The sequence below is a fragment of the Thermus antranikianii DSM 12462 genome (assembly GCF_000423905.1).
In the GTDB taxonomy this organism is placed as follows: domain Bacteria; phylum Deinococcota; class Deinococci; order Deinococcales; family Thermaceae; genus Thermus; species Thermus antranikianii.
In genome coordinates this window covers 1-7107 of sequence record NZ_AUIW01000028.1, presented here as the reverse complement: position 1 = coordinate 7107, position 7107 = coordinate 1, and the positions used below count along the sequence as shown (strand labels likewise).

The window sequence follows — 7107 nt, the reverse complement described above, 5'->3', positions numbered from 1 at the left end:
CCAGGCTCCTTTTCCTATCCGAGCGGTACAGGTGGATGGGGGTAGCGAGTTCATGGCGGAGTTTGAGGTAGCGTGCCAAGGCCTGGGCATCGCTCTTTTTGTGCTGCCTCCCCGGAGTCCTAGGCTTAACGGGCACGTGGAGCGGTTGCAACGGACTTTTAGGGAAGAGTTTTACACCCGACCCTTGCCCACGAGGGTTAGCGAGCTACAGGTGGAGCTTAATGCCTACCTGGACTACTACAACCGCAGGAGACCCCACGTGGCCCTGGGTGGCCTTGCTCCCTTGGAGTTCTTGGCTAAGATACGGGAGGGGTCGGTTCCCTAAGGTGTCTCAAATGTCGTGGCCGAGTACAAGGAATTGACATGTGTCGATTTATATGGTAGGGTGAAAAGGTCCCCAAAGGGACGGAAAGGAAGACCTATGCACTACCCTTTGAACGGCGACCTGCTCCTCTTAGAGGCCCAGAGGCGGATCAAGATCCTTCAGGAGGAGGCAACCCAAGCCCGGCTTCTTAAAGAGGCCCAAAAACCCCTGCGCGAACTCCCGGGTGAACCGGCCTTGCCTGCTCCCTGCTGCCCCGCGGCCTGCTGCCCCTAGGAAGGGCAAGGCGTGGATATGGAACTGGAACGCTACCTCATCGATTACTACACCCGGCGACTGGAAGAAGGCGGGTGTTGCGGATCCCAGGGCTTGGGTTGCGGCGATCTTTTGCAACACGTGGATTTGGCTCCGGGTCTTGCGGTGCTAGATCTGGGTTCGGGGCCTGGTCACGAGACCCTGGCAGCTGCCAAAGCGGTAGGGCCTACGGGGCGCGCCATCGGCGTGGACTTGACCCCAACCATGGTGGCCCATGCCCGGGCCCAAGCAGCAGCCCAGGGAATACACTGGGCGGAATTCCACGTGGGCAAGATGGAAGCCCTACCTCTTCCTGACCTCAGCGTGGACCGGGTGATCTCCAACTGCGCGGTGAACCTCTCCCAAGACAAGGCCCGGGTTTTCGCCGAGGCCTTCCGGGTGCTACGGCAGGGGGGACACCTAGTCCTGGCCGATGTCCTACGCCACGGCTCCCGGCCCCAAGGCTTCTCCAAGGAAGGCTGGGCCGCCTGCCGGGATGGGGCAGAAGCCTGGGACGTTTACCAAAGCCTCCTGGAAAGAGCCGGTTTCATCGAGATTTCGGTGTATCCCCTGGAACCCCCTGGAGCTTTGGGAGGATTCTACCCAGCTGTGGTCCGAGCGGTGAAACCATGACGGTTCATCCTCCTAGCGAAGAGGCTTTGGCCCAGGCCTTCAAGGCCTTGGCCGACGAGGTGCGCCTGCGCATCCTGGCTTTCCTACGCAATCCTGAACCCAGCTGCTGCCGCCTGCCAGGAGAGGTATGCGCCTGTGACCTCGAGGCCTACCTCCACCTCAGCCAACCCACCGTGAGCCACCACATGGCCAGGCTGGTTCAAGCTGGGCTGGTGCGGGCAGAAAAACGAGGGCGGCATGTCTTTTACCGCCTGAATCCAGAGTCCGTCCTGGCCCTGGCCCAGTATCTGAAAGACTTGGCCCTTAAGGAGGAACCGTGATCCGCCCACTTCTTCCCAGGGAGTGGGGAACAGCCCGGGCCCTCCTCCAAGAAGCCAACCTCCCCTTGGAAGGCTTGGAAGCAGCCCGCCTCTTCCTCCTGGAGGAGGAGGGACACCCCCTGGGCCTTGTGGGCTACGAGGGCTACCCTCCCTTCGCCCTCCTCCGGTCCCTGGTGGTTGCCAAGAAGTTCCGAGGACGGGGACTAGGGCTACGCCTCCTCCGCTTTGCGATAAACGAGGTGAAGAGCCGAGGCTTTAAGGAGGCCTACGCCCTTAGCCAGACCATCTCCGAACTGCTCGTCCGGGAAGGGTTTGCCGAGGTACCGCGCCAAATGGCTCCTCCACCCCTGCTTGCCTCACAAGAGTTCCAAGGAGCTTGCCCGGCCTCGGCCCGACTTTTCCGCATGGTTTTTGAAGACAAGACCTAACCAATCCCCTCTCCCCAGCGGGGAGCCCGCTCAGCGCTCAAGCCCAGGTGGTCCAGGATACGCTGGGTGATGAAGCCCAGAAGGTCCCGGATCTCCTTGGGCCGGTGGTAGAAGCCAGGGCTCGCCGGAAGGATCAAGGCTCCGGCCTCCGCTGCCTGCACCATGGCCCTAAGGGTAGGAAGGGGCAGGGGAGCTTCCCGGGGCACCAGGATCAGGGGGCGCTTTTCCTTCAGGTGCACGTAGGCCGCCCGGGTGAGGAGGGTATCCGCCAGGCCCAGGGCAATCTTGCTAAGGGTGCTGGCGGAGCAGGGTACCACCACCATGCCCTGGGTACGAAAGGAACCCGAGGCGATGGGGGCACCGAGGTCGCCGTCCTTATACACCCGGCTGGCCAAGGGGTAGAGATCCCTCGGGCTCAGGCCCATCTCCTCCCACAAGACCCGCTTGGCCCCCTGGCTTAAGACCAGGTGCACCTCGGCAAGGCCCTGCAGGGTTTCCAAAAGGTCCAGGGCATAGGGCATGCCACTAGCCCCCGTCAAGCCCACCACCACCCGGGGAAGCTCCGCCATGGCTTCCATGCTATCCCCAATTCCGAAGGCTTCCCGTGGTTTCCCACGCAAAAACCCCAGGCCCTTTGGGCCTGGGGGGCACCCCGTGGAAGCGGAGGCTTATTTGAGCTCCACCACCGCGCCCACGGCCTCGAGCTTCTTCTTGATCTCCTCGGCTTCGGCCTTGGAGACGCCCTCCTTGATGGGGCCGCCCTTCTCGGCCAGGTCCTTGGCCTCCTTCAGGCCCAGACCGGTGATGGCGCGAAGCTCCTTGATGACCTCCAGCTTCTTGGCCCCGGCATCCTTGAGGATCACGTCGAACTCCGTCTTCTCCTCCGCGGGAGCCGCAGCTTGGGCCGCAGCAGGGGCCGCCGCCACCGCCACCGGGGCTGCCGCCGTCACGCCCCAGGTTTCCTTAAGCACGTCAATGAGCTGCTTGAGTTCCAAAACCGTAGCCTGAGAAAGCTCTTCCTTGATGCGTTCGATGTCCAAAGCCATCTTCCACCTCCTACGCCGCCTTTTTCTCCGCGTACGCCTCCAGGATGCCTACCAGCTCGCGGGCCACACCGCCCAGGACCCCCACGAGTTCCGCCATGGGCGCCTGCAACACACCCAAAAGCTCCGCCCTGAGTTCGTCCATGGTGGGAAGCTCCGCCAGGGCCACCACGTCCTTGGCCGAAAGCACCTGGCCCTGCAAAAGCCCACCCTTGGCCTCGGGAACGCCTTTGGGATTGTTCTTGGCGAACTCCGAAAGGGCCTTGGCCGCAGCCACCGGGTCCTGGTAAAAGACCAGGGCACTTGGCCCCTGAAGGCCATCCAGCTCGGGCAGGCCAAGCTCTTTAAGGGCGATGCGGATCAGGGTATTCTTGGCCACGAAGAGCCTGGCCCCCTTCTCCTTCAGGGCCTGACGCAAGGCATGGGTTTCCTTGGCGGAAAGCCCCTGGTAGTTCACCAGAAAGAAGGAGCCCCGGGCCCGCTCAAGGTTCTCCTTGAGGGTGGCAAGAAGCTCAACGTTGCGCTTATTGGGCACGCCTTCCTCCCTTTGGGGCAGGGGAACCCCAGCCGACTTTTCGGGATTTCTACGAAACGCTCCCCCTGCAAGCGCCTCGGCGGGATGTTTAAGGCCTCAAGCCCCCCGCTGTCTTTGGCCTGGGCGCCCTAGCGCCCGGGGTGCCATAGAGGAGTTTAAAAGGCGGGGGGCCTGGCGTCAAGCCAGGCCCCCAAGGCCCTTAGGAGTGGGGGTTGATGCGGATGCTGGGCCCCATGGTGCTGGTCACGTAGACGGAGCGCAGGAAGGTTCCCTTGGCCGCCTCGGGCTTGCTGGCCTCGAGGGCCCGGATGAAGGCCCGGATGTTGTCGGCGATCTTCTCCGGGGGAAAGCTCACCTTGCCCACGGGGGCATGGATGGCCCCGGTCTTGTCGTTGCGGAACTCGATGCGGCCCGCCTTGATCTCCTTGATGATCTCCCCGATGTTGAAGCCCACGGTACCCGCCTTGGGGTTGGGCAGAAGCCCCCTCGGGCCCAGAATCCGCCCCAACTTGGAGCCCACGGCCCCCATCATGTCCGGGGTGGCCACCACCGCATCGAAGTCCATCCAGCCATCCAGGATCTTCTGGATGATCTCCTCCCCGCCCACATAGTCGGCCCCGGCTTCCTCGGCCTCCTTGATCTTCTCCCCCTTGGCGATAGCCAACACCCGCACCTGCTTGCCCAGGCCGTGGGGGAGGGAAACCGTGCCGCGCACGTTCTGGTCGGACCTTCGAGGGTCGATGCCCAGCTTGGCGTGGACCTCCACGGTCTCGTCAAACTTGGCCGTGGCCAGCTCCTTCACCAGCCGAGCGGCCTCGTCGATGGTATAGACCTTGGTAGGATCCACCTTCTCCAAAAGGGCCCGGTAGCGCTTGCCGTGCTTAGGCATCCTTCACCTCCGGGGCGCCCACCACCTCCACCCCCATGGAGCGGGCCGATCCCGCGATCATGCGGGCGGCAGCCTCGAGGTCGGTGGTGTTCATGTCGGGCATCTTCTGCTTGGCGATCTCCAGAACCTGCTGCCAGGTGATGCGGCCTACCTTCTCCCGGCCGGGCTTTTGAGCCCCCTTCTCCAACCCCGCCGCCTTGCGGATCAGGTAGCTGACAGGCGGAGTCTTGGTGACGAAGGTGAAGGAACGATCGGCGTAGATGGTGATCTCCACAGGGACGATGGCGTCCCCCATGTTGGCGGTGGCCGCATTGAAGGCCTTGACGAACTCCATGATGTTGGCCCCATGCTGGCCCAAAGCCGGGCCCACCGGGGGCGCCGGCGTGGCCTTGCCAGCCGGCAGCTGAAGCTTCACCACAGCAACGACTTTCTTCATTTTTCCCTCCTAGGCTCCCCCCAAGTTGGGGGTGCAAACGCCTCCTAAGCCTTGACCACCTGGGAGAAATCCAGCTCCACCGGGGTCTCGCGCCCGAAGATGGTGACCATGACCTTGACCTTGCCCTTTTCCGGATTGATCTCGGTCACGGTGCCGGTAAAGTCCGCGAAGGGGCCGGAAACCACCCGGACCTGATCCCCTTCCCGGAAGGCCACCTGGGCCTTGGGGGCCTCTTTCTTGCCCAAAAGCCCCGACACCTCCAGGATGTGCCGCACCTCGTCCGGGGAAAGGGGTACCGGCTTGTGCCCCGCCCCCACGAAGCCGGTTATGCCCGGGGTGCCCCGCACCACCTCCCAGGCCTCGTTGGGCTCCTCCTCGTCCCCCAGATCCATCTGCACAAAGAGGTATCCGGGGAAGAGCTTTTTCTTAACAACCTCCTTCTTACCCCCCTCGCGGAGTTCCACCACCTCCTCCGTGGGAATAAGCACCTGGAAGATCTTGTCCTCCAAGCCGAAGGCCTTAACCCGCTTCTCCAGGTTGGCCTTAGCCTTTTCCTCCTGCCCCACGTAGGTGTGGACCGCGTACCATTCAATGCTCATCGCACAAGCCCTATCAGGAACCGGAAGACGAGATCGTAAAATCCCAAGACCACCATGGCCACCAGGGTGAAGACCAGGATGGCCTGGGTGCCCTCCACAATCTGCTCCCGCGTGGGCCAGGTGACCCGGGCGAGCTCGGCCCGGGCCTCCTGAAAGTAGCGAACAATCCGGGCAAACATTAGGCCTTCACTTCCCTGTGCACCGTATGCTTATCGCACCAGGGGCAGTATTTCCGGAGCTCCAGCTTGCCGGGGGTGTTGCGCTTGTTCTTCTCGGTGGCGTAGTTGCGGCGCTTACACTCGGTGCACTCTAAGAGGATCTTGATGCGGACCTCGCTGGCCATGGGTCGCCTCCTTTCCCCGAGGGGCGGCTAGCCGCCCCCTAAGATTACTCTAGGATCTTGGTGACCACGCCGGCGCCCACGGTCCGCCCACCCTCCCGAATGGCGAACCGCAACCCCTCCTCCAACGCCACCGGCTTGATCAGCTCCACCGTAAACGTCACATTGTCCCCAGGCATCACCATCTCCACCCCAGCCGGCAGCTGCACCACCCCCGTCACATCCGTCGTCCGAAAGTAAAACTGCGGACGGTACCCAGAAAAAAACCCCGTGTGCCTACCCCCCTCCTCCTTCCTCAACACATACACCGACGCCTCAAACTTCGTGTGCGGCGTAATGCTCCCAGGCTTCGCCAGCACCTGCCCCCGCTCCACCTCCTCCCGGCTTACACCCCGCAGCAACAAACCTACGTTGTCCCCAGCTATCCCCTCCTGCAGCGTCTTACGGTGCATCTCCACACCCGTCACCACCGTCCGCCGCGTCTCAGCAGCCAAACCCACAATCTCCACCTCGTCCCCAACCTTCACCTTCCCACGCTCAATCCGCCCCGTCGCCACCGTACCACGCCCAGTAATGCTGAACACGTCCTCCACAGGCATCAAAAAAGGCTTGTCCACATCCCGCACCGGCGTGGGTATGTACTCGTCAATCGCATCCAACAGCTCCCAAATCCTATCCACCCACTCGTTCTCCCCACGCCGCGTCTTCGGATTCCGGTGCATCTGCTCCAACGCCAACAACGCGCTCCCCCGAATCACCGGAACCTCGTCCCCAGGAAATTCGTACTGGTTCAAAAGATCCCGCACCTCCATCTCCACCAAATCCAAAAGCTCCGGATCGTCCACCATGTCCACCTTGTTCATAAACACCACAATGTACGGCACCCCCACCTGGCGCGCCAGCAAAATGTGCTCCCGCGTCTGCGGCATCGGCCCGTCCGCCGCCGACACCACCAAAATCGCCCCGTCCATCTGCGCCGCACCCGTAATCATGTTCTTGATGTAGTCCGCGTGCCCAGGACAATCCACGTGCGAATAGTGCCGCTTCGCCGTCTCGTACTCCACATGCGCCGTGTTGATCGTAATCCCCCGCGCACGCTCCTCCGGCGCCTTGTCTATATCCCCGTAGTCCTTCACCTCCACATTCGGGTTCTCCGCCGCCGTAACAAACGTCAACGCCGCAGTCAACGTCGTCTTCCCGTGGTCCACGTGCCCAATCGTCCCCACGTTCACGTGAGGCTTCGTACGGATAAACTCGCCCTTGGCCAT

Annotated in this window: 13 protein-coding genes and 1 pseudogene; 5 read left to right on the top strand and 9 right to left on the bottom strand. The window is 62.6% G+C overall.

Going from position 1 to position 7107, the window contains the following annotated elements; translation table 11 throughout:
• The 5 genes and pseudogenes from G584_RS0111080 to G584_RS12265 form a co-directional block, all read left to right on the top strand.
• A pseudogene (locus G584_RS0111080) lies at window positions 1-322 on the top strand (integrase core domain-containing protein); the annotation flags it as partial.
• 99 nt (window positions 323-421) lie between these two features.
• Window positions 422-598, top strand: a complete 177-nt coding sequence (locus tag G584_RS12735; RefSeq protein ID WP_157626426.1) for a hypothetical protein — start codon at window positions 422-424, stop codon at window positions 596-598.
• An 18-nt stretch (window positions 599-616) separates the two neighbouring features.
• Window positions 617-1249 carry a methyltransferase domain-containing protein gene (locus G584_RS12270; protein ID WP_051209277.1) on the top strand — a complete coding sequence of 211 codons (633 nt, stop codon included), beginning with the start codon at window positions 617-619 and terminating at the stop codon, window positions 1247-1249.
• Window positions 1246-1569 (top strand): ArsR/SmtB family transcription factor, encoded by a 324-nt coding sequence (locus tag G584_RS0111065; RefSeq protein WP_028494658.1) that lies wholly within the window; start codon window positions 1246-1248, stop codon window positions 1567-1569. The genes G584_RS12270 and G584_RS0111065 overlap by 4 nt, the downstream gene beginning before the upstream one ends.
• On the top strand, window positions 1566-1997 hold the full coding sequence (locus G584_RS12265; RefSeq protein ID WP_051209274.1) for a GNAT family N-acetyltransferase: 432 nt from the start codon (window positions 1566-1568) through the stop codon (window positions 1995-1997). The genes G584_RS0111065 and G584_RS12265 overlap by 4 nt, the downstream gene beginning before the upstream one ends.
• On the opposite strand, the gene G584_RS0111055 is transcribed toward G584_RS12265, so the two are convergent.
• The 9 genes from G584_RS0111055 to tuf all read right to left on the bottom strand — a co-directional run bounded on the left by G584_RS0111055 (window position 1994) and on the right by tuf (window position 7107).
• On the bottom strand, window positions 1994-2575 hold the full coding sequence (locus G584_RS0111055; protein ID WP_028494657.1) for a UbiX family flavin prenyltransferase: 582 nt from the start codon (window positions 2573-2575) through the stop codon (window positions 1994-1996). The genes G584_RS12265 and G584_RS0111055 overlap by 4 nt on opposite strands.
• A 90-nt stretch (window positions 2576-2665) precedes the next feature.
• Window positions 2666-3043, bottom strand: a complete 378-nt coding sequence (gene rplL, locus G584_RS0111050; RefSeq protein WP_028494656.1) for a 50S ribosomal protein L7/L12 — start codon at window positions 3041-3043, stop codon at window positions 2666-2668.
• A 10-nt stretch (window positions 3044-3053) separates the two neighbouring features.
• A complete protein-coding gene (gene rplJ / locus G584_RS0111045; protein ID WP_028494655.1) occupies window positions 3054-3575 on the bottom strand; it encodes a 50S ribosomal protein L10 in 522 nt (173 codons plus the stop codon).
• A 199-nt stretch (window positions 3576-3774) separates the two neighbouring features.
• Window positions 3775-4464 carry a 50S ribosomal protein L1 gene (gene rplA, locus G584_RS0111040; RefSeq protein ID WP_028494654.1) on the bottom strand — a complete coding sequence of 230 codons (690 nt, stop codon included), beginning with the start codon at window positions 4462-4464 and terminating at the stop codon, window positions 3775-3777.
• Window positions 4457-4900 (bottom strand): 50S ribosomal protein L11, encoded by a 444-nt coding sequence (gene rplK / locus G584_RS0111035; RefSeq protein WP_028494653.1) that lies wholly within the window; start codon window positions 4898-4900, stop codon window positions 4457-4459. Before rplK ends, rplA begins: the two co-directional genes overlap by 8 nt.
• Window positions 4901-4944: 44 nt before the next feature.
• Window positions 4945-5499, bottom strand: coding sequence for a transcription termination/antitermination protein NusG (nusG, locus tag G584_RS0111030; RefSeq protein ID WP_028494652.1), 555 nt, complete (start codon window positions 5497-5499; stop codon window positions 4945-4947).
• Window positions 5496-5678 (bottom strand): preprotein translocase subunit SecE, encoded by a 183-nt coding sequence (secE, locus tag G584_RS0111025; RefSeq protein ID WP_028494651.1) that lies wholly within the window; start codon window positions 5676-5678, stop codon window positions 5496-5498. Before secE ends, nusG begins: the two co-directional genes overlap by 4 nt.
• Window positions 5678-5842, bottom strand: coding sequence for a 50S ribosomal protein L33 (rpmG, locus tag G584_RS0111020; RefSeq protein ID WP_028494650.1), 165 nt, complete (start codon window positions 5840-5842; stop codon window positions 5678-5680). The genes secE and rpmG overlap by 1 nt, the downstream gene beginning before the upstream one ends.
• A 44-nt stretch (window positions 5843-5886) precedes the next feature.
• A complete protein-coding gene (tuf, locus tag G584_RS0111015) occupies window positions 5887-7107 on the bottom strand; it encodes an elongation factor Tu (protein WP_028493568.1) in 1221 nt (406 codons plus the stop codon).